Annotated in this window: 24 protein-coding genes; 19 read left to right on the plus strand and 5 right to left on the minus strand. The window is 50.3% G+C overall.

Annotation, left to right across the window (positions count from 1 at the left end; translation table 11 throughout):
• Positions 1–4: 4 nt before the first annotated feature.
• Genes C7R92_RS28175 through C7R92_RS28220 form a run of 10 tightly spaced genes read left to right on the plus strand, consistent with a single transcriptional unit; the run spans position 5 to position 10334 of the window.
• On the plus strand, positions 5–1141 hold the full coding sequence (locus C7R92_RS28175) for a cobalt-precorrin-5B (C(1))-methyltransferase (RefSeq protein ID WP_017247387.1): 1137 nt from the start codon (positions 5–7) through the stop codon (positions 1139–1141).
• Positions 1104–2333, plus strand: a complete 1230-nt coding sequence (cbiE, locus tag C7R92_RS28180) for a precorrin-6y C5,15-methyltransferase (decarboxylating) subunit CbiE (protein WP_106836439.1) — start codon at positions 1104–1106, stop codon at positions 2331–2333. The genes C7R92_RS28175 and cbiE overlap by 38 nt, the downstream gene beginning before the upstream one ends.
• A complete protein-coding gene (gene cobI / locus C7R92_RS28185) occupies positions 2330–3040 on the plus strand; it encodes a precorrin-2 C(20)-methyltransferase (RefSeq protein WP_017247385.1) in 711 nt (236 codons plus the stop codon). The genes cbiE and cobI overlap by 4 nt, the downstream gene beginning before the upstream one ends.
• The gene (cobM, locus tag C7R92_RS28190) at positions 3040–3819 is read left to right on the plus strand and encodes a precorrin-4 C(11)-methyltransferase (RefSeq protein WP_106836440.1); all 780 of its coding nucleotides are present in this window, start codon (positions 3040–3042) and stop codon (positions 3817–3819) included. Before cobI ends, cobM begins: the two co-directional genes overlap by 1 nt.
• Positions 3819–4964, plus strand: coding sequence for a cobalt-precorrin 5A hydrolase (locus C7R92_RS28195; RefSeq protein WP_106836441.1), 1146 nt, complete (start codon positions 3819–3821; stop codon positions 4962–4964). Before cobM ends, C7R92_RS28195 begins: the two co-directional genes overlap by 1 nt.
• On the plus strand, positions 4961–6337 hold the full coding sequence (locus C7R92_RS28200; RefSeq protein ID WP_106836442.1) for a cobyrinic acid a,c-diamide synthase CobB: 1377 nt from the start codon (positions 4961–4963) through the stop codon (positions 6335–6337). The genes C7R92_RS28195 and C7R92_RS28200 overlap by 4 nt, the downstream gene beginning before the upstream one ends.
• Complete coding sequence (locus tag C7R92_RS28205; protein ID WP_069846285.1) at positions 6330–7847, plus strand: cobyric acid synthase; 1518 nt, start codon at positions 6330–6332, stop codon at positions 7845–7847. Before C7R92_RS28200 ends, C7R92_RS28205 begins: the two co-directional genes overlap by 8 nt.
• A complete protein-coding gene (gene cobT, locus C7R92_RS28210; protein WP_106836443.1) occupies positions 7847–8887 on the plus strand; it encodes a nicotinate-nucleotide--dimethylbenzimidazole phosphoribosyltransferase in 1041 nt (346 codons plus the stop codon). Before C7R92_RS28205 ends, cobT begins: the two co-directional genes overlap by 1 nt.
• Complete coding sequence (gene cobA / locus C7R92_RS28215; protein ID WP_106836444.1) at positions 8884–9669, plus strand: uroporphyrinogen-III C-methyltransferase; 786 nt, start codon at positions 8884–8886, stop codon at positions 9667–9669. The genes cobT and cobA overlap by 4 nt, the downstream gene beginning before the upstream one ends.
• A 23-nt stretch (positions 9670–9692) precedes the next feature.
• Positions 9693–10334, plus strand: a complete 642-nt coding sequence (locus C7R92_RS28220) for a precorrin-2 dehydrogenase/sirohydrochlorin ferrochelatase family protein (protein WP_106836445.1) — start codon at positions 9693–9695, stop codon at positions 10332–10334.
• Between the two features lie 41 nt (positions 10335–10375).
• On the opposite strand, the gene C7R92_RS28225 is transcribed toward C7R92_RS28220, so the two are convergent.
• Positions 10376–11155: a GNAT family N-acetyltransferase gene (locus C7R92_RS28225; RefSeq protein ID WP_106836446.1), complete on the minus strand. Its 780-nt coding sequence runs from the start codon at positions 11153–11155 to the stop codon at positions 10376–10378.
• Between the two features lie 90 nt (positions 11156–11245).
• Between C7R92_RS28225 and C7R92_RS28230 the strand changes: the two genes are divergently transcribed.
• Positions 11246–11941 (plus strand): hypothetical protein, encoded by a 696-nt coding sequence (locus C7R92_RS28230; protein ID WP_106836447.1) that lies wholly within the window; start codon positions 11246–11248, stop codon positions 11939–11941.
• On the plus strand, positions 11925–12485 hold the full coding sequence (locus C7R92_RS28235) for a peroxiredoxin family protein (protein WP_106836448.1): 561 nt from the start codon (positions 11925–11927) through the stop codon (positions 12483–12485). Before C7R92_RS28230 ends, C7R92_RS28235 begins: the two co-directional genes overlap by 17 nt.
• Before the next feature lie 48 nt (positions 12486–12533).
• Here C7R92_RS28235 and C7R92_RS28240 read toward each other — a convergent pair whose 3' ends face one another.
• Together C7R92_RS28240 and C7R92_RS28245 are read right to left on the minus strand one after the other, a co-directional pair.
• Complete coding sequence (locus C7R92_RS28240; RefSeq protein ID WP_017247374.1) at positions 12534–13766, minus strand: cation:proton antiporter; 1233 nt, start codon at positions 13764–13766, stop codon at positions 12534–12536.
• Between the two features lie 2 nt (positions 13767–13768).
• Positions 13769–14266, minus strand: coding sequence for a cation:proton antiporter regulatory subunit (locus tag C7R92_RS28245; RefSeq protein ID WP_106836449.1), 498 nt, complete (start codon positions 14264–14266; stop codon positions 13769–13771).
• 325 nt (positions 14267–14591) lie between these two features.
• Between C7R92_RS28245 and C7R92_RS28250 the strand changes: the two genes are divergently transcribed.
• Positions 14592–14846 (plus strand): hypothetical protein, encoded by a 255-nt coding sequence (locus C7R92_RS28250; protein WP_017247372.1) that lies wholly within the window; start codon positions 14592–14594, stop codon positions 14844–14846.
• A gap of 49 nt (positions 14847–14895) precedes the next feature.
• Here C7R92_RS28250 and C7R92_RS28255 read toward each other — a convergent pair whose 3' ends face one another.
• A complete protein-coding gene (locus C7R92_RS28255) occupies positions 14896–16188 on the minus strand; it encodes a dicarboxylate/amino acid:cation symporter (RefSeq protein WP_106836450.1) in 1293 nt (430 codons plus the stop codon).
• A 248-nt stretch (positions 16189–16436) separates the two neighbouring features.
• Here C7R92_RS28255 and C7R92_RS28260 point away from each other — a divergent pair, with 248 nt between their 5' ends.
• The 3 genes from C7R92_RS28260 to C7R92_RS28270 all read left to right on the plus strand — a co-directional run bounded on the left by C7R92_RS28260 (position 16437) and on the right by C7R92_RS28270 (position 19496).
• Entirely contained in the window at positions 16437–17174 is a 738-nt protein-coding gene (locus tag C7R92_RS28260) for a copper amine oxidase N-terminal domain-containing protein (RefSeq protein WP_106836451.1), read from the plus strand.
• Positions 17175–17386: 212 nt separating this feature from the next.
• A complete protein-coding gene (locus tag C7R92_RS28265; protein WP_017247369.1) occupies positions 17387–18073 on the plus strand; it encodes a response regulator transcription factor in 687 nt (228 codons plus the stop codon).
• Positions 18042–19496 (plus strand): HAMP domain-containing sensor histidine kinase, encoded by a 1455-nt coding sequence (locus tag C7R92_RS28270; protein ID WP_106836452.1) that lies wholly within the window; start codon positions 18042–18044, stop codon positions 19494–19496. The genes C7R92_RS28265 and C7R92_RS28270 overlap by 32 nt, the downstream gene beginning before the upstream one ends.
• A 5-nt stretch (positions 19497–19501) precedes the next feature.
• Here the strand turns inward: C7R92_RS28270 and C7R92_RS28275 are convergent, their stop codons facing one another.
• Positions 19502–20551 carry a DctP family TRAP transporter solute-binding subunit gene (locus C7R92_RS28275; protein ID WP_106836453.1) on the minus strand — a complete coding sequence of 350 codons (1050 nt, stop codon included), beginning with the start codon at positions 20549–20551 and terminating at the stop codon, positions 19502–19504.
• 97 nt (positions 20552–20648) lie between these two features.
• Between C7R92_RS28275 and C7R92_RS28280 the strand changes: the two genes are divergently transcribed.
• The 3 genes from C7R92_RS28280 to C7R92_RS28290 are packed head-to-tail and all read left to right on the plus strand — an operon-like array spanning position 20649 to position 24322.
• Complete coding sequence (locus tag C7R92_RS28280; protein WP_106836503.1) at positions 20649–22220, plus strand: ATP-binding protein; 1572 nt, start codon at positions 20649–20651, stop codon at positions 22218–22220.
• Entirely contained in the window at positions 22207–22968 is a 762-nt protein-coding gene (locus tag C7R92_RS28285) for a response regulator (RefSeq protein WP_106836454.1), read from the plus strand. The genes C7R92_RS28280 and C7R92_RS28285 overlap by 14 nt, the downstream gene beginning before the upstream one ends.
• Complete coding sequence (locus C7R92_RS28290) at positions 22955–24322, plus strand: sigma-54 interaction domain-containing protein (protein ID WP_106836455.1); 1368 nt, start codon at positions 22955–22957, stop codon at positions 24320–24322. The genes C7R92_RS28285 and C7R92_RS28290 overlap by 14 nt, the downstream gene beginning before the upstream one ends.
• The last annotated feature ends 39 nt before the right edge of the window (positions 24323–24361 follow it).

Below are 24361 nucleotides of genomic sequence, written 5' to 3' on the forward strand. Positions count from 1 at the left end.
GCAGATGGCAGCCAAAGCAGCAACGGACGAAAAAGAGGCAAAACCCCTCCGCCACGGATATACGACTGGATCATGTGCAACGGCGACGACCAAGGCTGCTTTGATCGCGCTGATTACTCAGGAAGAGCAAAGCCAAGCGACGATTCGCCTGCCAATCGGCGAGGACGTCACCTTTCAGATGGAGAGCTGTGAATTTTCATTGGAGAGGGCGACAGTAGGCACGATCAAGGATGGAGGAGACGACCCTGACGCGACACACGGTGCCCTTATCCTTTCTACCGTAGAATGGTCGGATGAGCCCGGCATTATTTTGGATGGCGGACTCGGTGTGGGACGGGTGACCAAGCCAGGTTTGCCCGTTCCGATTGGCGAGGCAGCGATCAATCCCGTCCCGCGCAAAATGATCAGGGAAACCGCGCAGGCTGTTCTGGATGAGTACGGGACGAAGCGCGGGATCAAAATCGTCATCTCCGTGCCTGCGGGCGAGGAAATCGCCAAAAAAACATTGAATGGACGACTCGGCATACTCGGCGGCATCTCCATTTTGGGGACGCGTGGAATCGTGGTGCCGTTTTCCACTTCTGCCTACAAGGCAAGCGTAGCGCAAGCGGTCAACGTCGCCAAGGAAGCCGGCTGCGATCATATTGTGCTGTCGACGGGTGGAAAGAGTGAATCCTACGGGGTCGCTACTTATCCAGAGCTGTCGGAAGAAGCATTCGTGGAAATGGGCGATTTCGTCGGCTTTTCCCTCAAGCAGTGCAAAAACAAAAAGATGCGCAAAGTGACCTTGGTCGGGATGATGGGCAAGTTTTCCAAGGTAGCGCAGGGCGTCATGATGGTTCATTCCAAAAGCGCACCCGTCGACTTCGGCTTCCTCGCCCAAATGGCGGCAGATGCGGGAGCTTCGCAGGAGCGTATTGACGAAATTTTGGGAGCCAACACCGCTTCACAGGTAGGCGATATGATGGTGGACACGCCCGCCTTTTTCGAGATCATGTGCGAAAACTGCTGTCGCGCTGCACTAAAGGAAGTGGGCGGCGGCATCGAGGTTGAAACCATCATCATCACAATGAAAGGGTCCCTGTTGGGAAGGGTGACGATCAATGACACAGGCGATGAAAGTAATTGGAATCGGGGATGATGGACAGCAGAGCCTGCTGCCGTTGTACCGGACTTGGATAGAAGAAAGTGAACTGTTGGTTGGAGGAGAGCGACACCTCAGCTTTTTCCCGGAGTATACAGGGGAAAAGCGTGTGCTGAAGGGCGGTCTGACTGCCATGGTGGAGGAGCTGCGCACAGAAACGCGCAAGACGGTCATTCTGGCGTCAGGTGACCCGCTCTTTTACGGCATCGGCAGCTTGCTTGCCAAAAAACTGAACGTGGAGATTTACCCGCACCTCAGCTCCATTCAGCTCGCTTTTGCCAAAATGGGAGAAGTATGGCAGGATGCGACACTTGCCAGTGTACACGGGCGCAGTATCAAAGGTCTGGCACAGCGGATCGACGGAAAGGAAAAGGTCGCACTGTTGACGGATCGGGAGAACTCGCCAGCAGCGATTGCCAAGTACCTCCTTTCGTTTCAGATGACTGAGTACGATGCGTTTGTGGCGGAGAATCTGGGCAGTGCCGAAGAGCGGACGGGCTGGTATTCCCTTGAGGAAATGGCGGACGGTGTCTTCTCTGATCTGAATGTCGTGATTTTGAAAAAACGCCGTCCAAGCCCAGTATGGCCGTTCGGAATCGCAGACGAGGAGTTCTCTCAGCGCAAGCCGGACAAGGGACTCATTACGAAAAAAGAAGTGCGTATATTAAGCATTGCCCAGCTGCAATTGCATGCCAAAAGCATTGTCTGGGACATCGGCACCTGCACAGGCTCTGTCGCCATTGAAGCGGCACGAATTGCGCGTGAGGGTGAAGTGTACGGCGTAGAGAAGAACGCGGACGATCTGGAAAACTGCCGCCAGAACATGGCGAAGTTTCGCACGGATTTGACAGTGATCAATGCACGCGCCCCACATGGCCTCGATCAATTTCCAGACCCGGACGCTGTATTCATCGGGGGTAGCGGTGGAGAATTGCGTGAGCTGTTGAATATCTGCTGCACACGAATGCGCCCGAATGGCCGGATTGTGGTGAACGCAGCGACCATTGAGACATTGTACGAAGCGACACAAGCATTCGCGCAGGAAGGATTCGAGACATCGGTGACACTGGCGCAGCTATCGCGCAGCAAGCCGATTTTGTCCCTGACGCGCTTTGAAGCATTGAATCCGATCTACATCATTACGGCTTGGGCCAAGCAGGCAGAAGAACAAGGAGGAGACATCAAGTGACTAAGATCGGAACATTGTACGGACTGGGCGTAGGTCCCGGCGACCCTGAATTGATTACCGTCAAGGCATTTCGTCTATTGCAGCAATCGCCAGTGATTGCGTACCCGAAAAAACGGATGGGCAGCAAAAGCTACGCACATCAAATTGCGGAGCTGTATGTGCAGTCCCCAGACAAGGAAATGCTCGGACTCGTATTCCCGATGACGCGGGACAAAGAAATTTTGGAGCGCGAGTGGAACAACACGGTGGAGATCGTCTGGGAGCGTTTGTCTGAAGGCAAGGACGTCGCTTTTGTAACGGAAGGCGATCCGATGTTTTACAGCACGTTTATCCACATGATGCGCGTCATGCATGAGGAGCATCCGGAAGTGCCAGTCGTGTCGGTGCCAGGTGTGTCTTCGTTTTTGGGAGCAGCTTCCCGCTTCAATCTGCCACTGGCGGATGGCGACGAGCAGATCGGAATCATCCCGGCAACAGAAGACAAGGAAGCCATGCGCAAAGCGCTTGAGAACCACGATACCGTCGTGTTCCTGAAGGTAGCAAAAGTACTGCCAATGATCATTGGCTTGCTGAAAGAAATGGGGCTGGCTGAAAAGGCAGCGGTAGCAACCAAGGTTACTTCCTCCGAGGAAATGGTTTGGACCGATATGCGTGAACTGGAGCGGGCAGAGCTTAGCTATCTTACACTGATGGTGGTGAAAAAGTAATGAAACTGTACATAGTAGGAGCGGGTCCCGGCGACCCTGATTTGATTACGGTAAAAGGCTTGAAGCTGCTGCAAAAGGCAGACGTCATTATGTATACAGACTCTCTCGTGAATGAGGAATTGGTAGCAATGGGCAACCCCGAAGCAGAAGTACTGCAAAGCTCGGGTATGGCATTGGAAGAAATGGTAGAGCAGTTGGTAGACCGGATTAGCAGTGGAAAAACAGTCGTACGCTTGCATACGGGCGATCCATCGATTTATGGCGCCATCATGGAACAAATCGCACTGTTAAAGGAAAAAGGCATCGAGGTAGAAATCGTACCGGGTGTGAGCTCCGTATTTGCGGCAGCGGCAGCAGTAGGAGCCGAGCTGACGATTCCTGATCTGACGCAGACGATCATCCTCACCCGCGCGGAAGGTCGCACACCAGTGCCTGATAGAGAAAAACTGCGTGCACTCGCTGAGCATCATTGCACGTTGGCTCTATACCTTAGCGCGACTTTGACGAAAAAAGTAGTCCGCGAGCTGGTCGAAGCTGGCTGGAGCGAGGACACACCTGTCGCAGTCGTACAACGTGCAAGCTGGCCGGATCAATTGATCGTTCGCACGACGTTGAAAAACTTGGACGAAGACATGGGGAAAAACGGTATTCGCAAACACGCAATGATTTTGGCTGGCTGGGCATTGGACCCGAACATCCACGACAAGAGCGAGCAGTACCGTTCCAAGCTGTACGACAAAACCTTTACACACGGGTTCAGAAAAGGTGTGAAGGAATAATGAAGATCATCGAACTGATCGAGGGAGAAATCCCTGTCATCGAGCAGCGCGGAGACTATGCGATCGTCGCCATCACCAAGCACGGAGTAGAGATGGCGCGTGATTTGGCACAAAAATTTCCTGGAACAGATCTGTACTACATGAGCAAGTTCGAGCGGGGAGACGAGGAAGCGCGCGGCATCCAGCTTTTTTCAAACAGCGTGCGGATGCTGTTTCCAGCTCTCTGGCCTGCTTATAAAGGTTTAATCATCATTATTTCTCTGGGTGCGGTTATTCGGATGATCGCACCTTTGCTTGAAGATAAAAAGAAAGACCCGGGTGTCGTCGTCGTCGATGACCGTGGGGAGAATGTCATCAGTGTGCTGTCCGGTCATTTGGGCGGTGCCAATGAGCTGGCTCGCGAGGTAGCGGCAGTCATGGGTGCTCGTCCGATTATCACGACAGCATCTGACGTACAAAAGACGATTCCGGTCGATCTATTCGGTAGACGTTTTGGCTGGGAGTGGGATTCCGCTGAAAAGCTGACCCCTGTCAGTGCTTCTGTCGTAAATGAGGAGCGCGTAGCTGTCATCAATGAATCCGGTGAACGCGACTGGTGGATGCATGACACACCGATGCCGCCATCCATCAAGGAATACGCGACAATCGCTGAGGCAAAAGCCGATCAGCCGCAAGCTGCTCTAGTCGTTTCTCATCGCTTGCTCACACCGGAGGAACAATCGATTTTGGACAACGGTGTCCTTTATCGTCCGAAGGTCATCGTGCTCGGGATGGGCTGCAACCGTGGAACCTCCGCAGAGGAGATCGAGGCAGTCATCAAGGAAACGCTGGATGAACTGCAATTTTCAATCAAAAGTGTCAAAGCATTGGCGACCATCGAGCTGAAAAAGGATGAAGCGGGTCTCATCGCCGTCTGCGAAAAATACGGCTGGCCATTCGTCTGGTATTCGCCTGAAGAGTTGAATCAGGTAGAAATCAGCGATCCGTCTGATACCGTCTTCAAATTCACCGGAGCGTACGGAGTGAGCGAGCCCGCCGTGAAGCTGTATACTGGCGCAGACGAACTCGTTTTGACCAAGAAGAAGTCGGGCAACACCACCATTTCGGTCGGATTGATGCCCCATCATGAGGAGGAGCGCGCATGACGGATAGCCGCCGTATTGTGATTGCCGGAACAGGCAGTGGAGCGGGTAAGACAACCGTTACCATCGGACTGATGGCTGCTCTGAAAAGAAAAGGGCATACCGTACAGGGCTTCAAGTGCGGACCTGACTACATCGATCCCACGTATCATACGGCTGTAACGGGGAGAGCTTCGCGCAATCTGGACAGCTTTATGCTGGAGCACGAGATCGTGAAAGAGATTTTTGTCCGTGGCAGCGAGGGTGCAGACATCTCGATTATCGAGGGCGTTATGGGCATGTACGATGGCAAGGAAGCGACCAGCGATAAAGGCAGCACGGCCGAAATCAGCATCCTGACTGGCTCCCCGGTTTTGTTGGTGGTCAATTGTCAGAGCATGGCTCGCAGTGCGGCTGCGATTGTCAAAGGCTTTCAACTGCTCAATCCACAGGCGAGAATCGTCGGTGTCATCGCGAACAAGGTCGGCAGTGAAGGCCATCACAAAATCGTGAAGGCAGCGATCGAGCAGGAGTGCGGGATTCCGGTCGTGGGCTACCTGAAACGGGAGAACGAGCTGGAAATACCGGAACGTCATCTCGGATTGGTGCCATCTGTTGAGCGTGGAGAGCTGACACCGCTGTTTGAAAAGCTGGCTGATCTGATTGCGGAGACAGTCGATTTGGAGCAAATCTGGGAGCTGGCAAAGGCAGAGCCGCTGCAAGCAGAACCTACGTTGTTTGCTCCGCGAAAAGCATCTGCCGATGTCACCATTGCTGTAGCGAAGGACCCTGCTTTTCATTTTTATTATCCGGAAAATTTGGAGCTGCTCGAAGCATATGGCGCGAAGCTCGCGTTCTTTTCTCCACTGGCCGGAGAGGGAGTGCCTGAGGACGCGGATGGCTTGTACATTGGGGGAGGCTTCCCGGAGGAATTTGCGGCAGAGCTATCGCAAAATGAAGTGGTGAAACTATCGATCCGATCTGCGATCACAAAAGGCTTGCCTACCTTGGCTGAGTGCGGCGGCTACATGTTTTTGACAGAGGCAATCGTGACGACCGAGGGCGACAGCTATCCGATGGTGGGGCTCATCCCAGGCAAGGTGACCATGCAGAAAAAGCTCGCAGCGCTTGGCTATCGGGAAGTGCGCGGCAAGGAAGGCAATTTCTTGCTCGGCACCGAAGAACAGGCAAAAGGGCATGAATTCCATTACTCGACGTATGCTTCGGATCAACAATTACCAACAGCCTACGAAACAAAAGGACTTCGCGGTACGAAGCCGGAGGGCTATGCCCAGGGGAATCTGGTCGCAGGCTATACTCACTTGCATTTCGGCTCCAATCCCGAACTGGTTGAGCGTTGGTTGAATCGTTGCGCGGAGGTGGCCGCTCGTGCCTAAAACCCTCCCGTTGATGGTGCAAGGCACTAGCTCGGATGCAGGAAAAAGTGCGATTGCTACAGCGCTGTGCCGGATTTTTGCACAAGATGGCTACAAGACAGCTCCGTTCAAATCGCAAAATATGGCGTTGAATTCCTACGTGACGTTGGATGGAAAAGAAATCGGCCGGGCACAGGGCGTTCAGGCAGAAGCAGCAGGAATTCTGGCGACGACCGACATGAATCCCATTTTGATCAAGCCGACCCGAGACTCCGAATCGCAAATTGTCGTTAACGGCGAGCCATATGGCAATATGAAAGCTTTTGCCTATCGCACGGAATTTTATCACGAGGGCTTGCGGATCATTGAGGAAGCGTATCAACGACTCGCCAGCTCCTATGAGCGGGTCGTCATTGAAGGAGCTGGCAGTCCGGCAGAGGTTAATCTGAATGACCGCGAGCTCGTCAATATGCGGGTCGCTCGTCTCACGAACGCGCCCGTCATTTTGGTGGCAGACATTGAGCGTGGGGGTGTGTTTGCCAGCTTGGTCGGTACCCTCCAGCTGCTCGAACCCGAAGATCGGGACCGCGTGATTGGCGTCATCATTAATCGTTTTCGCGGTGATTTGACACTTTTGCAGCCGGGGCTGGACTGGTTCGAGGAATACACAGGCAAGCCTGTCCTTGGTGTCGTGCCATTTATTCCAGACTTGTGGATCGATGCGGAGGATTCGCTGATTTTGCACCGTTATCAAGGTCAGCGTGAGACACCGCGAGAGATTGACATTGCGGTTTTGCGCTACCCGCGAATTTCCAACTTTACAGACGTGGACCCATTTTTTGTAGAGCCGGATTGCCGGATGCGCTTTGTGACACGTTTGGAAGAGCTGGGTGAACCCGACCTGATTGTCTTACCGGGCAGCAAGAATACACTTGAGGATTTGCAATTTCTGCGAGAGACAGGTCTTGCCGCGGCGGTCAAAGACCTTCATCATAAAGGGAAGACGTATATCGTCGGTTTGTGCGGCGGCTATCAAATGCTGGGAGATTCTATTCACGATCCTGCTGGGGTCGAGTCTCCATTGCAGCAGCTTGATGGGCTGGGTCTCATCCCGATGATCACGACGATGGAGCAGAAGAAAACGACAGTTTTGTCCCGCGGTGAAGCAGTATTTGCGAAGGAAAAACTGACGGTGGAAGGCTACGAGATTCACATGGGGCAATCTGCTTATTCGAGCAATGAGTTTCCTTTTATCCAGATGGAGGGGCGTACGGAGGGCTATTGTCAGGAGGAGCGTCAGATGATCGGCACGTATTTTCATGGGCTGTTTCACAATGACCACTTCCGCACTCTGTTGCTGAATACCATCCGTGAGAAAAAAGGTCTCCCACCCATCACGGATCGCCCATCCTTTGTCGCTCTACGAGAGCAGGGGTACGATCTGTTGGCGGATACCGTTCGTCGCCATGTGAAGTTGGATACGATCGAAGAGTACATGAAGGCTTTTCAAGAAAAAGAGGTGCAGGTGTAATGTCAGTCATTTATCCGGCGATTGAGCCACGAAATCAGGAAGCAAGTGAGCAAACGAGACAGCATGTGGATCAGTTGACCAAGCCGCTTGGCAGCCTTGGTCGCTTGGAGCAATTGGCTATTGAGCTGGCTGGGATGACAGGTGAGACGATGCCTGTTGTGACACCGCCGGGCGTGCTTGTTTTTGCGGCCGATCACGGTGTGGCACGGGAAGGTGTCTCTGCCTATCCGCAGGAAGTGACAGCGCAAATGGTGCTGAATATGGTTCATGGCGGAGCTGGAGTCAACGTCTTCGCCAGACAAATCGGAGCCATCCAAAAAATCGTAGATGTCGGTGTAGCGGTCGAGGTCGAAGCACCGGGTGTTTACAACAAGCGAATCAGAGCAGGCTCGGGCAATATGCTGAAAGAAGCAGCGATGACAGCAGACGAAGCGCAGCGCTCCATTGCAGTTGGCCTTGAAATGGCAGAAGCGATTATCGGGGAAGGCGCCAAAGTCCTGATCGTCGGTGAAGTGGGGATTGGCAACACGACAGCTAGCAGCGCGATTCTGTCAGCCTTAACTGGAGCTGATCCTGAGCAAATCGTCGGACGAGGAACAGGACTGGATGACGCAGGCTGGCAGCGTAAAAAGGCAGTTGTTCGTGACGTGCTTGCGCTGCATCGCCCGGATGCAACCAATCCATTGGACGTTTTGGCAAAAGTCGGCGGACTGGAAATCGGAGCAATGGCAGGGGCGATCATGGGAGCAGCTTCTCGCCGTGTCCCTGTGCTGCTGGACGGCTTTATCGCTACGGTAGCGGCTTTGCTGGCTGTTCGCATGGAGCCACTCGTTGCTGATTACTTGATCGCGGGTCACCGTTCTGAGGAGCCGGGGCATGACTTTGTCCTGCAAGCATTAGGCAAGGAGCCATTGCTCAGCCTGAATTTGCGACTGGGCGAAGGAAGCGGAGCAACATTGGCGTTTCCAATCGTGGAAGCAGCGACACGGATGGTTCGTGAGATGGCGACATTTGCATCAGCAGGAGTAAGTGACCGATGAGCGGCGCGGGCAAAGTCTATCTCGTAGGAGCTGGCCCTGGTGATCCAAAGCTGATTACTGTAAAAGGAATGGAATGCCTGCAAAAGGCAGAGGTGGTTGTGTATGATCGTCTGGCAAATCCAGCTCTGCTGGAGTATGCGCCACAGACGGCAGAACGCATCTACTGCGGCAAGCTGCCGGATCATCACACGATGAGACAGGAATCCCTTAACGAGCTGTTAGCGGAAAAGGCGCTGGAAGGAAAAATTGTCGTTCGGTTAAAAGGTGGCGATCCTTGCGTGTTTGGTCGTGCGGGAGAAGAAGCGCAGCATTTGGCTGAGCGAGGAATTGCCTTTGAAATCGTCCCGGGAGTAACAGCTGGAATTGCAGCCTCGGCGTACGCGGGTATTCCGGTAACACACCGCGATCACGGCTCTTCATTTGCTGTCGTGACGGGACATTTGCGAGAAGACAAGCCGGAGTTGGCTGTAGAAAAATGGCGTGCTCTCGCGAATGGCATCGACACCGTTGCCTTTTACATGGGGGTAGCCAATCTGCCGTTGATCCGCACCCAGTTAATCAAGCATGGACGCGATCCGCATACGCCAGTAGCTGTCATCTCTTGGGGAACACTCCCGCAGCAAGCGGTGGTCACGGGTACCTTGGCTGATATTGAGGAACGTTTGGCCCAAAACAGTCACATCACGAATCCAGCTATCATTTTGGTCGGTGATGTCGTGAAGATGCGTGAGAAAATCAACTGGTTTGAAGCTACGCTTGGAATGGAGCAAGTGCAACAATAGGAAGCCGAGGGGAGGGAACGCTGGTGACGCACTATGCCATGATGGTCAATCTAGAAAACAAGCGTTGCTTGGTGGTCGGTGGCGGGCAGGTAGCCGAGCGGAAAATCGGCAGTCTGCTTGCTGCTGGTGCGGATGTCACCGTTGTGAGTCCCTCCTGTACGGCAACCATCCTTGAATGGGCACACGCTAAGAAGCTGATGGTAGCACTGCGACCCTTTACCCCACAGGACGTAGAGGAGGCAGTGCTCATTATCGCGGCGACGAGTGATCCCGCCGTCAATCTGGCTGTATACGAAGCGTGCCGTCCGCAGCAGTGGATCAATATCGTTGATCGCCCAGACCTCTGTTCTTTTACCGTTCCATCCGTCGTAGCACGTGGAGACTTGCAGATTGCTATCTCTACGGGTGGGAACAACCCAGGTCTGGCAAAGAAAATGCGCCGTCAGCTCGAAGAGTGGGTGGGACCAGAATACGAGGACTACACGCTTTTTCTCGGCAGCATGAGAAGACAAGTACTCTCGCTGGCGGTGAGCGAAGCGGACAAACGGGCAATCTTGGCAGAGCTTTTGGACGACCGATTTTTACAATGGACCAAAAACGGCGAAACCGACCGAAGGGATCGGGAGGCAGAAGCGCTGCTTAACAAAAGACTAGATCAACGCTGAAAATAGGATGGCTCTCACTAAGCTACTTGGTGGGAGCTTTTTTAGTTCTTTAGCCAGATCATTTCCAAATGCCTCACGACCTCTTGAAAGCCGAGCTTGCTATACATTTCTTGCGGCGTATCATCTGCATAGGTCGTCAAGTACATATGGGTGGCGCCGAGTTTTTTGGCGTCCTGCATCATGACCCGGATGATTTCCGTGCCGAATCCTCTACGCTGCCAGTCATCCAGTATAAAAAATTCCTCCATTCGAACGAGCTCCTTGTAAAGATGCCATTCACATGCACCGACCGGCTCCTGATCGACAAAGCATACATACGGTATGATCTCGCCGTTTTCATAAATCTCTTTTTTCCGGTTCGCTTTTCGGACAGCAAAATCAGGATTGATCGTGACGGAATCACTAGTAGTAAGACAGCGAATGCCTGCTTCCATGACTTCGATTGAATCCCCACGTAAAACGGAGCATTGTGGATTCGGCGCCAGTTTATCGGCAACATCCAGCGGTGTAAGCATGTACAGCATCGTATTTACTTCAAACCCAAGCTGAGTGGCAAAAGACACGAACTCTTCTGAAAAAGGTAACGACGGGTGTAGTTCCAGCTTCAAGTGGCCGAGCTGCTGGTCTTTGGCATGTCTTAGCTCTTGCTCAATGTAAGCTCGTAGCCAGTCTTGCGTGGGAATCGACATAATTTCTGTATAATTATGGCTATACATGTCTGGGACCGATTCATCGCGATATACGCGCACTTGTGGATGCTCTGTTCGCGTAGAAAAAGCAAGGGCATAGCGCTCCTGCAAAGTAAAAATATTCGTGAGCATTCCTTTATTCCCCATTTCCTGATATGGTGATAATTGTTTGGATACTTGTCTTCCTTAGAGTAAGACATTTTCTAGAAGGAGGAAACGAAAATGTCCGATGCTTTTCAAATGGGTCCCTTTTTGTTGAAAATGAGCATGCTGGCGGTCATTGTTTCGCTTTCGCTCGGCTTTGTGGCCATTTCCGCTCAGCTTACACATAACCGAAAAATGAAATCAGCCATTATTGAGCTGTTGAGTAATGCGCTGGTGCTGGCATTTCTCGTTTGGAAGTTCAGCTACGTCCTGTTTCATTTTTCAAAAGTGGTGGAAAATCCCTCGTCCATTCTTTATTTTTCAGGGGGAGAAAACGGAGCCATGCTGGCAGTCATGGCAGTTGTCATCTACCTCACCAAGACGGTACGCAAAAAAGCGATTCCTGTTCATTTCGTCGCCTTGGGAATGGCGACAGGTTTTCTTGCTGCAACTAGTGTTTACCAGCTGCTCACGGTCGTGTTAGAACAGAGCAGCATGTGGTATCACGTACAACAGGTCGCGATATGCGCCTTCTTTCTTTGGTGGCTGCATCGGGCAAAGGAAGGACTCATTCATCTTGTGGCTTGGCTTGCACCCGTGATGTGGTTTGCCATTAGCCAAGTCTATGTGCACTTTTTTGTTCCGAATCGAGAATCTATGTTTGCAGGACTTTCCGGCTATCAGCTCATGTACTATGCATTCGCACTCTTGCTGCTCTTTTTGTCCAGACGAGTGAAGCCGATAGGGGGAACGACCGATGAAGAAATATCATAATGCATGGGCGATCGTCGTACTCTTGGGGCTATTGGGATGGGGCATTTTTGATGCGGAATTCTTGAACAGGCAGGAGCCCATCGCTTCATCTGGAGAGCATGGCAACGGGCAGATTGGGATTGAAAAAGGAAATACCGCTCCGGATTTTGAACTGCAGCAGGTAGGTGGCGGTACGGTCAAGCTGTCCGATTTACGGGGGAAAAAAGTTATTCTCAATCTGTGGGCGACGTGGTGTCCTCCTTGCCGTGCAGAAATGCCGGACATGCAGCGTTACTACGAAGAGAATAAGGAACAAGGCGTAGTTATTCTCGGGGTCAATTTGACTGATACGGAGACGAGCCCGGAAGCGGTAGCGGATTTTGTGAAGCTGTATGGCATTACCTTTCCAATCTTGCTCGATCCCGAGAAAGAAGTGGCGAATGTGTACAAAGCCATTTCGATTCCGACCAGCTACATCATTGATTCGAACGGCGTGGTCCAGAATAAATACATCGGCCCGATGAGTGAAGAAATAATGGAGAACATGTTGTCTGCGATCAAATAGAAAAACCGACAGCAGGCATATCTGCTGTCGGTAGTCATGTCTCTCCTATTATCCAGCGTCTGCTTTGTTATCTGGTTCTTTGAGTGGTGCCTTTCGATCCAGACGAAACACAGCATTGAGCAACTTGTAAATGTGCTTGGATTCCTTGGTCAACAATGGACCTAAAATGGCGAGAATCAAAACGTAAAGAGCCGCAAATGGCTGCAAAATTTCCATGAGTGCGCCCGCTTTTCCGAGATTAGCCATGATAATGGAGAACTCACCGCGAGAGACGATGGTTAGTCCAATATTGGTAGAAGCCTTGGGAGACAATCCGGCACTGCGTCCAGCCAAAAGTCCGGCTACGACGTTACCGAAAAGGGTGATGGCGACTGCCGCAATGGACAACCATACGGCTCCACCCAGCTCCAATGGATCAATTGTCAAACCGAAGCTGAAGAAGAACATGGCTCCGAAGAAGTCACGAAACGGCAAGATGAGATGCTCGATGCGCTTCATGTGTTGTGTTTCTGCCAAGACGAGACCTACGAGTAAAGCTCCGATGGCTTCGGCAACATGGATCGTTTCGGAAAAACCCGCAATCAGAAACAGAGCGGCAAACACCGTAATCATAAACACTTCGTTTGATTTGATGTTCAATGCCCGATTCAGGAAAGGTACGAGTTTGCGGCCTACGATAATGAGGAGGAGCATGTAGCCGAGTGCAATCAATGCGGATGAGAGTACGCCAGCAAGAGAGGTTGCACCGCTTAGCACCAAGCCGGACACGATCGAGATATAGACGGCCAAGAATATGTCTTCGAACATGATGATCCCCAAGATCATCTCTGTTTCGCGATTTGCTGTACGTTTGAGATCCACCAGTACTTTTGCCACAATGGCACTGGAGGAAATAGTGGTAATACCGGCGATAATCAATACCTCTTTGAGAGGGAAGCCAGCGGCCCAACCAAATACGAGGCCGAGGGTAAAGTTAATCACGATGTAGATCGTACCGCCTACGGCAATGGATCGACCAGCCTTGATCAGACGACCTACCGAAAATTCCAGTCCGAGGTAAAACAACAGGAAGAGTACGCCAAGTCTGCCCATAAATTCGATGAGCGGGGCGCTTTCAATAAAGCGGAGATCAAACAAGCCGATGTCGGGAGCGTGTGGACCCACGATCATCCCGACGAGAATGTAGAAGGGTACGATGGAGAATTTTAACTTCATGGAGAGGAACCCCGCAATTGCTATGAGTGCGAGGGCAAGACCGACTTCAAAAACGATGTGCTCCAATATCACTCACCTCCGTTGCTGAGAATAGTCTTGAGAGCCTTCACCTGCTTCCGTTCACCTGCAACGACCAACGTAGATCCTGTACAAAGGACATACTCGGGGCCGGGATTAATCGTTTGTTTATGGTCTTTTTCGATAACAGCGATGATGGTAGCGCCTGTTTCTTGACGAATGTTGAGTTCCCCAATCGTCTTGCCAATGGCAGGAGCGTTCGATTCAATTTTGTACCATTCGATCATGAGTTTGTCTAACGCAACCTCGACTGTTTCCAGTGCAGATGGTTTGTACGTCAAGCCGCCTACGATGGCAGCAATTTGTCTCGCCTCATCATCGTCAAGGGTAACCATGGATATTGTTTCGTCCATATCATCACGCTCAAAGTGATACATTTCCCGGCGGCCGTCATCGTGAATGACGATAACCAGCTTGTCGCCACTTCTGGTTTCGACCTGGTACTTCCTACCGATTCCTGGTAAATCGGATTCTCGAATAGAGAACATATAAGATCCTCCTTTGCGCAAAACACTGTATTGGCATAGATAGCTGCTCTTTTTTTCAGTGAGCAACAAGTCGTCAATAATTATTTGGAATTATATCCATTCCGGTGATATTTTAGTAATAATCCCCCCTGTTATGCGGATTATTGTCGACATTCATACCTACATCCACTATTATACACGAAATGACGTCATTTTCCTTTAAAATGAAACAATTTCATTAAAAAATGACACACTTATAAACAGACAGGAATATTAACTTTCCTCTAAAACAAGATCACTCCTCATGAGTGAGCTTCGATAGAGGTTATTTTAAGGATGATGAAACATGGCGAACAAACAGTATCGATTAACAGAAGCTGAATGGGTCTTTATTCAAGACATGCGGTCCATGGATATGGATGAGCTATTAGACATCGTGATCGCATTGCGCAATGAGGTAAAGGAACTGGAGAAAAAGGCGGAGCTGATTAGAGAGCGCGAGAAAGAGGGCTGGCAGGAGGAGTATCAGGCAGCACAGAAGCGAATTAATCACCTGCGCCAATTCGAGGTTGAGCTTCGTAAGACATGGCCAAATGACTAAAGCAAAAAGAGGTTCTCTCTGAAGTAGGAGAACCTCTTTTTTATATGGACTAGGCCGTGATCGGTTTTGCTTCTGAATCGTTGTCCGACTCGATGGCGGTTTCGTCTGTTTGTTGGACGCGTCCCGGATGGAACTCATTTTCATGCTTGGCTATGACCACGGTAGCTACGCCATTTCCGATCAGATTCGTAATGGCACGAGCCTCTGACATGAAGCGGTCAACGCCGAGCAAGAGGGCAATGCCTTCGACCGGAATGACAGGGAAGGCTGCCAAGGTAGCGGCGAGTGTAATGAAACCAGAACCTGTTACACCGGCAGCCCCTTTTGACGTAATCATCAGGATTCCTAAAAGAGTGACCTGTTCCCAGAAGCTGAGCTCGATGCCATATGCCTGGGCGATAAAAATGGCAGCCATAGATAAATAGATGGAGGTACCATCCAGGTTAAACGAGTAGCCCGTCGGCACGACCAGACCGACAACGGATTTGGAGCAGCCGTACTTCTCCAGCCGATCCATCATTCTCGGAAGAGCAGACTCTGAGGAGGAGGTGCCAAGCACGAGCAGGATTTCCTCTCGAATGTATTTGATAAACGCGAAGATGCTGAATTTGTAGTAGCGCGCGATCCCGCCCAGTATGAGAATAATGAACAAAAACATCGTGATGTAGACAGCCGTCATCAAAAGGCCCAGTCTGGTCAGCGAACCGATGCCGAATTTGCCAATCGTGTACGCCATTGCGCCAAATGCAGCTAGCGGAGAAACCTTCATGATCATGTTGACGACACCAAAAAATCCGTGTGCCAGCTTATCAAACAGCTTGATGACAGGCTGGGACGCTTGCCCCATGGCAGCGAGTGAGAGACCAAACAGGACAGCGAAGAACAGAATAGGCAACAGCTCGCCTTTTGCCATAGCCCCGACGACATTTTCGGGGATGATCCCCGTAATAAAATCAATAAAACCGTTGTTACTCTGAGCAGCAGCCTCCGTGTACTTGGAGACGTCCCCGCTGGTCAGACCCGTTTTGTCAAAGCCTACCCCAGGCTTGATCAGGTTGACAACCAACAGTCCGATCGCCAATGCGATTGTGGTAACGATTTCAAAATAGAGCAGTGCTTTTCCGCCGATCTTTCCGACCTTTTTCATGTCTCCCATACTGGCGATTCCATTTACGACAGTGAAGAAGACAATCGGTGGGATGACCATTTTGATCAGTTTGACAAAAATATCGGCCAACACCTTCAGCTCTGCGCCAAATTTGGGTGCAAAATGACCAACTAAGATACCGAGAATGATGGCAATTACAACCTGTACGGTCAGATTTTTAAAGTTGATCCGCATGAAATTCGTTCCTCCTCCAGGTTTTGAAAACGCTTTATTCCTCTTTTTCGCATTGTATAAATTGGCTGGAAAATTGAAAATAATGCGGTCATATTGGTTGTTTTGGTCCTTTTGGTCACAGAAATCCCCTCAAATTGGAAAGGAAAAAATCAATTGTTGACATACTCTCGACACGAACAATAGGTAAAGTAGGAAATGTACATAGTGACACGAAAGAAATAGACAACCGGGAGAATGGAGGATTTTCTATGTTCAAGAAGCAATATCTGGCGATTGCCTCAGCGTTGATTCTGACTACCACGCTTATTCCGACGAGCTCTCAAGCAGCGACTGGAACGAAGAATCTGCAAGCTAAGTACAACAACATTAAAGTTATTTATAACGGCGCAGCTGTTCCAACTACAATCGAACCATTCATCGTAAACGGAACCACGTACATTCCACTTCGCATGATGGCTGGCGTATTCAACAAGGATGTAGCATGGGATGGCACGAAGTACACCGTTACGGTAAAAGACATGCCTAACTCCCAACACGCAAACGAGTTGGCTGCACGTGATGCTCAAATCAGAAGCATGCAAGGCACAATTGACAGCCTGAACAAACAGATTACTGATTTGAAAAACAGCAAGAGCAACAGAGATGATGACGATGATGTCCAAGATGACCTGGACGACCTGGAAGATCAACTCGACAAGGACTACGATGACTTCAAAGATATCGAGTGGAAGTTCACGCTGAAGGGCGATGAAGATGATATCGATGTAGAAATTGAGGTTGACCTGGATGAGTTCCAAGACGAGTACGATGATATGGATGATTCCGATTTCGAAGACCTCGTTGAAAGTGTAGTAAAAGACATTTGGGATGAGTTCGATGATGCTGACATTGATGGCGAAATCGTTGACGAGGATGGCGACAACCTGCACGATTTCTCTGCTGATGCCAGCGATGACGAAATCTTTTTCGAAGATGAAAAAATCTAATTAATTTCTTTATAGTGGGGACGTTTCTCACAAAAAAAGCCTTGCTCCTTTACATGGGATGCAAGGCTTTTTTCCTATTTTCCAAAAACATCAAAGGCAAATTTTAATACAAGGTTGTAAACTGATAGAATAGAAGTACGTAGAGTATAGAGGACCATGCGAGAATTCGCGAATAGGAATGATTATATGTCTGTAAATCAGGTAGGGAAGATATGAAAAGTATTTTATTGGTAGAAGATGAACTAGTGATATCGCGCGTGCTGAAGGCTTACTTGCAAAAGGCAGGGCATGAGGTCTGGCAAGCGAATGACGGGATCGAGGCCGTGCAGCTTTTTGATGAAAAAAAGCCGGATTTGGTTCTATTGGATGTCATGCTCCCTGAACGCAATGGTTGGGAAATCCTCCAGTATATTCGCGAAAAGAGCTCCTGTCCGGTCATTATCATGACTGCGCTCGGCCAGACAGACCAAAAGCTCAAGGGACTGAATCAAGGAGCAGATGACTACATAACGAAGCCTTTTGTCGCGGACGAAGTAGTGGCGCGAGTAAATGCGGTGCTGCGGCGCTCTGTTATTTTGGTGAAAGATCAAGAGACCCGACTATTTGGAAGCTTGAAAATAAACTTTCAGTCCCATCACGTGACGTTGCATGGTCTCGAACTGACGTTTCACCCGCGAGATCTGTCCTTGCTGCTTTTTCTGGCACAAAATCCGAATCAGACCTTTACCCGTGAGCAATTGATTGAACAAGTATGGGGAATAGACTACGGGGGAAGTGACCGTGCCGTAGACCTGGCGATCAAGCGAGTCAGAAAGACTCTGGAGAATTGGCCGGTTCATGAGGGTGAGATCAAGACGCAAAGAGGGGTTGGGTATCAATTCTGTGTTTATAAAAAATAATGAGCCTGTATCGCTGCTGCGTTATTGGACCACACGCTATCTGCTCACCCTCGTGATCGGGTTGCTCATCATTGGGGCTGTCTCTGCTTATTGGATCAAGTACGCTGCGATTGAAAAGCAGATCGAGGTCACGCGATTGTTTGCAGAGGAAGTAGCTGATCGAGTCGTCGATGATGTTGGAAATATTCTGGTGGGGGAAAAACTTCATCAGGTATTAGATAATCGGCGTAAGTTTATGGGTGTTGATCGCAACCTGATTTTGTTCATTGAAGATGTAAAAGGAGAGGTCGTTTACAGTCGACCAACCAAGCTTCCCCCTCCCTTGCAGCAGGCAGCACCTGAGTTGTTGGAGCAGGCAGATAGGTGGGATAAAGTGAGGCATCCGTCAGGTGAGACACTGTATGTAGTGAGGAAAAATTTGGAATACAATGATCAAGTCATTGGCAAGGTGATCTTGCTTTTCCCAGAAACAGATATCAAAGTAGGTAAAGAAGAAATCCAATATTTGGTCATCATGCTGGGCAGTTTGGGTGTGCTTGGCTGGGCGGTTATTTATTTTCATGCGCGGAAGCTGTCTGAGCCGATTCAAAATGTGGTGATGTCCGCTCGCCAGATCGTAGAAGGAAACTACGACGTCTTGATCAATAAAACGATCAAGGAAAAGGAAATTCACGAGCTGGTGCATACGTTTGCGGAAATGGCCGACCGTCTTCGGCAGCTGGAAAGTATGCGAACAGAGCTTTTGGCTGGAGTAACACACGAGCTGAAAACCCCCGTTACGTCGATTAGTGGATTAATCCAGGCAATTAACGACGAGGTGGTTTCCGGTGAGGAGCAGAAGGAGTTTTTGGAAATCTGCTTGAAGGAAACGAAGCGCCTGCAAAAAATGGTAGAGGATTTGCTAGACTTCAATTCATTTGCCGTAGGAGCGATCACCGTTTGTCAGGAAGAGCAAAACGTGAACAAGCTGATCCGCGAGATCGCCTCACAATGGCGGATTGTCCACGACCTCGGTCACGTCACGTTTACCGTTGAGGTTCTGGAAAAGCAGACGATGATCTATGTCGATCCGGGCCGTGTACAGCAAATCTTGATTAACCTTTTGAACAACGCAAAACAGGCTGTTGGTGAGAATGGGAGCATAGCGCTCACTCTCTACGAGACGGACACGGATTTACGAATCGACGTCAAAGACGATGGGCCGGGAATACCCGCAAAGGAACAGCCTCTTGTGTTCGAGCGTTTCTTTCGGGGAAGCAATAAAAAAGACAAAGTACGTGGGCTCGGTTTGGGGCTGTCCTATTCTCGCATGATGGCGAAAGCTCTTGGCGGAGATCTCCTCCTCGCAAAAAGCACGTCAGAGGGATCAGTTTTTACGCTGATTTTGCCCATGCGCAAGGAGCAGAGCGAGGAGATTGACTGAGAGCTTCACCTGCGTTGGTGGAGCTCTCTGATTTTCTGCATCAATGGTTCTCCGATACTCGGAGCGAACTGATCGTAGACTGGCTGTAACGCTGTGATCCAGGCCGCACGTTCTTTTGCTGTCTGTATGTGGATGTGCATTCCCCCATTTTCTTGGAGCAAGCGCAGCTGTTTGTCATTCATCGAAACAGCCAATTGATTATTGTAAGCTGTCGCTTCTTGCATCGCTTCCGATATGGCCTGCTGAATATCGGCGGGGAGATTGTTCCAAAACGTTTTATTAATCACGACGGCGTAGCCCAGATAGCTGTGATTGCTGATGGTCATGTGCTTTTGTACTTGGTAAAGCCGCTTGGTGTACACATTGGAGATTGTATTTTCTTCGCCGTCTACTTTTCCGGCAGCTAGCATGCTGTATAATTCATTGAAGGAAGAGCCTACAGGGATTGCCTGAAGCGTGCGAAACTGAGCTTCGATCACGTTGCCTGGAATGATACGCAAACGTTGGCCGACAAAATCGGAAGGCATGACCAACGGACGATTGGCTGTCACTTGCTTAAAGCCGCTTCCCCAGAAGGCCAGTCCTTTCATATCAGAATCTTCAAGCTTGTCGAATAGTATTTGGCCGATTTCCCCATTGAATACCGTTTCGACATCCTCTTGCGATCGAAACAGATAAGGCAGATCAAGGACAGCCCACTCGGGAATCGTGTTTGACAGATAGGAGAATGCAGGGGCGATCATCTGGATTTCGCCGTTTTGCAGTGCAGCCATCTCAGTTTTCTCGGTGTGGAGGATACTGTTGGGAAAGACCTGTACCTCAACACGTCCGTTTGTCTTTTCCTTCACTAGCTGGGAAAAGCGTTCGATAGTCAGACCCTTTGGCGTGTTTTCCGCAATCACATGGCTAAACTTGATGATAATTTGATTGGACAGCCCCACCTGTTCTTCGTCGTATCCTCTGTTTTCCATCAGGAAATCTGATCTGAAGCCTATAATGACAGCGCTCACAAGTCCGAGCAGGACAATGAATGTACTGGTTACCAACGATTTCATTTTCATACACCTGCTTACGTTTAATGAATTTGAGTATAAACCCAATGGAAAGGAAAGAACGAACCTGTTTGAACGATTAACAATCAAATGGAAGATAATGCTACTCTCCGTAGGAATCGTTCTTTTTTCCTTGATCATCGGAAACTTGATCATGGCCGGAGGGATTATTCGGATTACGGAAACCCAACTGGGACAACGGCTGATGACCACAGCGCGCACGGTTGCGACGATTCCCAATGTACAAAAAAGCATTCAGGAACCAGACGGGTGGAAGGTCATCCAACCGACAGCAAACAGCCTGCGCGTCGTCAATGATGTGACGTATATCGTCGTACTGAATAGGGAGCGTGTCCGTTACTCAGACCCAATAGATGAGCGGATTGGTACCGTGTTTATGGACCCTGCGGTTGATGAGGCCTATGCCGAGCACTCCTATTTTCAAAAAGTCAAAGGAGAGATGGGAACGGCTCTGCGGGCCTACGTGCCGATCATGGATGACCAGCATCAGCAGGTGGGTGTTGTCTTGGTCGGACGTGTGATGCCGGATGTTTGGGGGATCTTGTACAGTGAGCGAAACAATATCGCGCTGACCTTTTTCTTCTCCTTATTGTTCGGGGTGTGGGGCTCTTATCAGTTGGCCCGTCACATGAAAAAGCAGATGCTCGACCTAGAGCCGGACGAAATCGCACGAATCCTGGTAGAGCGAACCGCGACCTTCCATGCCATGCACGAGGGAGTTATCGCCATCGACAATCGGGAGCGAATCACGATCTTTAACGACAGAGCGAAGCAAATTTTTGGCATAGAAGGAGAGGTGCTGGGCAAACACATACGGTCTGTCCTGCACGACACCAGATTACCAGAAGTGCTGGAGCTACGCCAGAATTTTACCAACACAGAAATTCACGTCGGCAATACACTGCTCTGGTCCAACCGTTTTCTGATCAAGGTCGAGGAAAAGATCGTCGGCGCCATTGCGATTTTTCAGGACAGAACAGAGGTGGCGAGAATGGCGGAGGAGCTGACAGGCGTAAAAGAATTCGTCGGTGCACTGCGGGTACAAAATCACGAGCACATGAACCATTTGCATACCATCGCAGGTTTGCTCCAGCTCCATCAGCATGAAAAGGCACTCGCGTATTTGTTCGAGGTCAACGAGCAGCAGGAGGAGCTTACCTCCTTTTTAACGACGCGGATCATGGATGAGAATTTATCTGGGCTCTTGATTGGCAAAGTAAGTCGCGGAAGAGAGCTGGGCATCCGTGTCGTCATTGATCGCAGGAGTCATCTGGAATGCTTTCCACCGTACATGGATCATCATAATTTCGTGCTCATTTTGGGGAATCTGATCGAGAATGCCTTTGATTCACTGGAGCGAATCGAACGCGAGGATAAGGAGATCATGATCAGTATCGAGCAAGACGAAGAGATTTGCTCTATTCTGGTGGAGGACAATGGAATCGGCATGGACGAAGAGACGCGCCAACGTATGCTGGAACGGGGATATTCTACGAAAGAACGAGCGCACCGTGGACTTGGTCTGCATCTGGTGCAGCAATTGGTCAATAAAGGGGGAGGCGAGCTGGTATGCCATTCGGCACGAGGAGAAGGGGCCAGCTTTCTCATTACGTTTCCGATGGGGGAGGTGGAGAGTTTTGGAGAAGGATAACGATAACATTCGCGTACTGATTATGGAAGACGATCCGATGGTACAGGAAATTAACAAGCAGTTCATAGAGCGCGTCCCGGGCTTTGTTGTGGTCGGAATTGCAGCCAACGGGGCAGATGGACTCAAGCTAGTGAAGGAGCTCACTCCTGACTTGGTGATCATTGATATTTTCATGCCGATCCAGGACGGGGTGAAGGCGCTGATGGAGTTGCGCGCCGCCAAACATGCTGTGGACGTCATCGTTGTGACAGCTGCAAAGGACAAGACCACGATTCAGTCCATGCTGCGCAATGGGGCGATGGACTATATTATCAAGCCGTTTCAGTTTGAACGGATCAAGCAGTCGCTGGACAACTATCGAGAGTTTCGCCGACGGATTGATTGGGAGGGCACCGCATCCCAGGATGAGGTCGACCAGCTGTTATTCCGCAAAAGTCCAGAAAAAGAACAAGCCGATACGAATCCAGGCAGGGCAGTGCTGCCGAAGGGACTGCACGCTGTCACCATGGAGCAAATCATGCGTCAAATCGAGAAAGAAAGTCAGCCACTATCGGCAGACGATGTGGCCGAACGCGTAGGGATCGCGAGAGTGACGGCCAGAAGGTATTTGGACTATCTGGAGAAGAGCGGGAGTGTCAGAATGGATGTCAGCTATGGTGGGGTAGGCAGACCGACGAATCGCTATGTACGTGTCACTCCACAAGATGCGGGGGGCACGGGAGGTAGAGAGCGCCATGATCGATTATGAAGCCCTGATAGGCTCGCTGTTTGATATCGTGCACGTAACAGACGCAGAAGGCAGGACTTTGTATGGCTCGGAACGATATGAAGAATTTTTCGGAATCGATCCCAGGGAGATGATGGGCAAGCGTATCGAGGAGTTTCATCACCTCGGCTATTTTGCTCCAACGATTACGATGCGGGTCATTCGCGACAAGAAAAAGGTACACACGATTCAAACCACCCGCAAAAATCACAAGCTTTTTGTGGAAGGCACACCGATTTGGGATCAGGACGGGAATTTTAGCGGAGTGATCCATACGTTCATTGATATCACGAGCCAGGAGCAACTCCAGCAGGAATTACATGAAGTCAAGTACGTCAGCACGGTCTTGCAGAGTGAAATGACGAAGGAGAACAACAGACAAAAAGGAGAGACGAGCTTGATCTACCGCAGTCAGTCCATGGAGCAGGTCGCGATGATGGCCAAAAAACTGTCGCAGGTAGAATCATCCATGATCCTGTTAGGAGAATCAGGTGTCGGAAAAGGCGTGCTGGCAAAATACATCCACGAGTGCAGTCCGCGGGTGGACAAGCCTTTCGTGCATATCAACTGCGGAGCCATTCCTGAGACATTACTGGAGTCAGAGCTGTTTGGCTATGAAAAGGGTGCTTTTACAGGAGCGTTCAAAGATGGTAAGGCAGGTTTAATTGAGAAGGCAAACGGAGGCACGCTGTTTTTGGACGAGATCGGGGAAATGTCACTCTCCTTGCAAGTGAAGCTGCTGAATGTGTTGCAAGATAAAACCATTACGCCCGTAGGCAGCTCTGTTTCGCGAAAAGTAGATGTAAAGCTGATCACAGCCACGAATAAAAACCTGCGGCAAATGGTCAAGGAAGGCAAGTTTCGCGAGGATTTGTACTATCGCATTCACGTGGTACCATTGGAAATTCCACCGCTGCGCGAAAGGCAGGAAGAGATACCCGTGCTTGTTCATTTCTTTCTCAATGTCTTTTCGCAAAAGTACTGTTTGGAAAGACAACTCGCAGATACCTGCTATCGCATCCTCAGTGAATACGATTGGCCTGGCAATGTGAGGGAGTTGGAAAATGTGGTGGAACGGCTCGTCGTCACGTCTCACGATGTCCTCATTACGCCCGCGCAAATTCCGCGTTATATTCATAACCAAGAGACTAGTGTGAACAAAGGGATCAAGGTCGATCGTGTAATGCAGATGCAGGATGCCATGGATGAGGTGGAACGCCAGCTCGTGCACCGGGCGTATGAGCAGCATAAGACGACGACAAAGGTAGCGGAAGCGCTCGGAATCAGTCAGCCGTCTGCAAGTCGCAAGCTGCGAAAATGGCTATGCACCATGTGACACAGATGTACGATAATGGGGAGAGAACCCGGAGGAGGA

This window comes from Brevibacillus porteri, from assembly GCF_003013475.1.
In the GTDB taxonomy this organism is placed as follows: Bacteria; Bacillota; Bacilli; order Brevibacillales; family Brevibacillaceae; genus Brevibacillus; species Brevibacillus porteri.

What these genes read in the sequence shown, in the direction of transcription:
- C7R92_RS28175 (WP_017247387.1), top strand. Translation starts at nt 5, where the DNA reads ATGGCAGCCAAAGCAGCAACGGACGAAAAAGAGGCAAAACCCCTCCGC.
- cbiE (WP_106836439.1), top strand. Translation starts at nt 1,104, where the DNA reads ATGACACAGGCGATGAAAGTAATTGGAATCGGGGATGATGGACAGCAG.
- cobM (WP_106836440.1), top strand. Translation starts at nt 3,040, where the DNA reads ATGAAACTGTACATAGTAGGAGCGGGTCCCGGCGACCCTGATTTGATT.
- C7R92_RS28195 (WP_106836441.1), top strand. Translation starts at nt 3,819, where the DNA reads ATGAAGATCATCGAACTGATCGAGGGAGAAATCCCTGTCATCGAGCAG.
- C7R92_RS28200 (WP_106836442.1), top strand. Translation starts at nt 4,961, where the DNA reads ATGACGGATAGCCGCCGTATTGTGATTGCCGGAACAGGCAGTGGAGCG.
- cobT (WP_106836443.1), top strand. Translation starts at nt 7,847, where the DNA reads ATGTCAGTCATTTATCCGGCGATTGAGCCACGAAATCAGGAAGCAAGT.
- cobA (WP_106836444.1), top strand. Translation starts at nt 8,884, where the DNA reads ATGAGCGGCGCGGGCAAAGTCTATCTCGTAGGAGCTGGCCCTGGTGAT.
- C7R92_RS28225 (WP_106836446.1), bottom strand. Translation starts at nt 11,155, where the DNA reads ATGCTCACGAATATTTTTACTTTGCAGGAGCGCTATGCCCTTGCTTTT.
- C7R92_RS28230 (WP_106836447.1), top strand. Translation starts at nt 11,246, where the DNA reads ATGTCCGATGCTTTTCAAATGGGTCCCTTTTTGTTGAAAATGAGCATG.
- C7R92_RS28235 (WP_106836448.1), top strand. Translation starts at nt 11,925, where the DNA reads ATGAAGAAATATCATAATGCATGGGCGATCGTCGTACTCTTGGGGCTA.
- C7R92_RS28245 (WP_106836449.1), bottom strand. Translation starts at nt 14,266, where the DNA reads ATGTTCTCTATTCGAGAATCCGATTTACCAGGAATCGGTAGGAAGTAC.
- C7R92_RS28250 (WP_017247372.1), top strand. Translation starts at nt 14,592, where the DNA reads ATGGCGAACAAACAGTATCGATTAACAGAAGCTGAATGGGTCTTTATT.
- C7R92_RS28255 (WP_106836450.1), bottom strand. Translation starts at nt 16,188, where the DNA reads ATGCGGATCAACTTTAAAAATCTGACCGTACAGGTTGTAATTGCCATC.
- C7R92_RS28260 (WP_106836451.1), top strand. Translation starts at nt 16,437, where the DNA reads ATGTTCAAGAAGCAATATCTGGCGATTGCCTCAGCGTTGATTCTGACT.
- C7R92_RS28265 (WP_017247369.1), top strand. Translation starts at nt 17,387, where the DNA reads ATGAAAAGTATTTTATTGGTAGAAGATGAACTAGTGATATCGCGCGTG.
- C7R92_RS28275 (WP_106836453.1), bottom strand. Translation starts at nt 20,551, where the DNA reads ATGAAATCGTTGGTAACCAGTACATTCATTGTCCTGCTCGGACTTGTG.
- C7R92_RS28280 (WP_106836503.1), top strand. Translation starts at nt 20,649, where the DNA reads ATGCTACTCTCCGTAGGAATCGTTCTTTTTTCCTTGATCATCGGAAAC.
- C7R92_RS28290 (WP_106836455.1), top strand. Translation starts at nt 22,955, where the DNA reads ATGATCGATTATGAAGCCCTGATAGGCTCGCTGTTTGATATCGTGCAC.